Origin of the sequence: Tahibacter sp., from assembly GCF_035481375.1 — a bacterium.
Lineage (GTDB): Bacteria > Pseudomonadota > Gammaproteobacteria > Xanthomonadales > Rhodanobacteraceae > Tahibacter.
This window is the reverse complement of the sequence record NZ_DATIGT010000220.1, coordinates 1-2219: the sequence shown is the minus strand read 5'-3', so window position 1 is coordinate 2219 and position 2219 is coordinate 1. Positions and strand designations below refer to the sequence as shown.

1 protein-coding gene is annotated in these 2219 nt (G+C 72.1%); it reads left to right on the top strand.

Features of this window, described 5'->3' with window-relative positions:
• Positions 1–2219 (top strand): DUF4157 domain-containing protein (locus VLF18_RS14360; RefSeq protein WP_325280320.1); only part of this gene is annotated, 2219 nt, incomplete at both ends.

Below are 2219 nucleotides of genomic sequence, written 5' to 3'. Positions count from 1 at the left end.
CGCTGCCGCGCAATCTCGCGGTGCAGCAGTTCCTGCACAACGGCATCGTGCGCCCGGCGCTGCGCGTCGGCGCCCGCGACGATCCGGCCGAAGCCGAGGCCGACCGCATCGCGGCGCGGATGCTGTCGGCAGCGCCCTGCGCCTGCCGCGGCGGCGAGCCCTGCGGCGAATGCCGCGCGCGCGAGCCCGCGCGCGGCGTCTTGCGCAAGCCGCGCTCGCACCGCGCCGCGCCGGCACTCGCCGCACTGCCGCTCGGTGCCTCGTCCGCGCTGCCGGCCGCCGCGCGCGCGCGCTTCGGCGCGCCGCTCGGCGTGGACCTGTCCGGCGTGCGCGTGCACACCGGCAGCGACGCGGTCGCGAGCGCCGACGCGATCGACGCGCGCGCGTTCACCATAGGCGAGCACATCGCGTTCGCCGACGGCGAATACCGGCCCGGCACGGCCGACGGGCAGCGGCTGCTCGCGCATGAGCTCGCGCACGTCGCGCAGGGAGACGAGACGGTGCGGCGCGAGCCCAACCAGTGCGTCGCGCCGAAGCGCGAGCCGCTCGCCTCCTTCGGCACGGAAAACGTCTGCCGCGCGCCGCGCACCGAACCGATGCCGCTCGGCACGTGCCGCATGCCGACGCTCGGCCTGACCGGAACGCTCACCGAACGCATCGCCGGCTTCAAGCAGATGGTGCTGACGACGGCGGTCCACCGGCTCAAGGGCAACCAGAAGAATCTGTCGCAGTGGGCAGACCTCGTCGAAAGCGTCATTCCGCTCAGGGATCTCGGCGCGATGGCCCTGAGCCAGAGCGGCGGCCTGCTGGCGTACTCCCTCATGCAGGACACCGCCGATCCGCAGCTGCGCGACCTGCAGACGCACCAGATGGCCGGCCGGTGCCGCGGCGGCGGCGGCTGCCACGAGGCGAACCGGATCTGGAGCACGCGCGGCGAACGCCGGCTCATCGACGATCCGAACGACTGGCTGACGCCGAACCAGCGCCGCGACGGCATGCGCGCGACACGGTCGTTCGACTCTGCGCGCTCGCGCTTGAGCCTGCTCGACGACTTTCCGCAGCAACAACCGGCCGTACCGGTCGATCCGCGCGTCCACGCATCGCCGAACGCCACGCCGGGTGTCGTCATCACGAACGACGGTACCGGCTATCGGCCGCGCGCCGGCACGCGCGAGGCCTACATCGATGCCGGGCTGCCGCCGCCGGACGAGATCATCGCGCGCCTGGAAGCCGTCAAGCCGATCATCGACGTACTCGGCAACCGCTACAAAGTGCTCGACCCGGCGATGCTCGACCGCATCGCCACGCGTCCCATCGAGAGGGTCCGCGCCGATCTGGTGCAGGCGATCATCGGACGCATCGGCGACTACGAAACGCTGATCGGCAAGATCCAGCGCGGCGAACTCGGTTACGAGAACTTCGGCCCGATCATCACCGACCTGCTCGCGCTGGCCGACCCGGACGTGCGTGCGGCGATCAAGGACGAGATGGACAGCAACGCGTTCTGGTCGCTCGTCGAGGCGGTGATCGTCGGCATCGCGACGCTGGCGACGCTGCTGCTGATGATCTTCCCGCCGACGACGGCCCTCGGCGTCGCCGCGCTCGGCGCGCTCGAGATCGGCCTCGCCGTCTACGGCGGCATCAAGGGCGCGCAGATGCTCGGCGAAGCCGACACCGCGGACGCGCTGGCCCTGGCGGCCGGCGCCGACGACGTCGTCGCACGCGAAAAGCAGAACGGAGGCGGCCTGCTGCGCGCGTTCGGGATACTCGGCATCGTGACCGCGCCGCTCGGCGCGCTGTCGGGCTTCTCGCGCGCATCCGGCGCCCTCGGCAGCGGTGCGCGCACGCTCGCATTGGCCGAAACCACGGCGCTGCAGGCATCGCGCGAGGCCGGCGCGTTCGACGATCTCGCGAACCTGATGGGCAGCGGCCGGACGATCGAGCGCGGCGGTCTTGCGATCACCTTCACGAACGACGGGCGCATCATCGGCTCGATGCTCGACGATCCGAGCCTGCTCGTGATCGTCGATCGCGGGGCGGTATCGGTCTACCAGTCGACGGGCACCGGCCTGCGGCTCGTACAGAGCCAGCCGATCGCCGCCGCCGCGGCGACCGACAGCGCCGCCGGTCTGCGCCTGCTCGGCATGGGCGACGACGCGGCATCCGCATCGCGAACGCTGGCTGCCGGCGACGAAGCGGCCGGAGGCATGCGTCTGCTC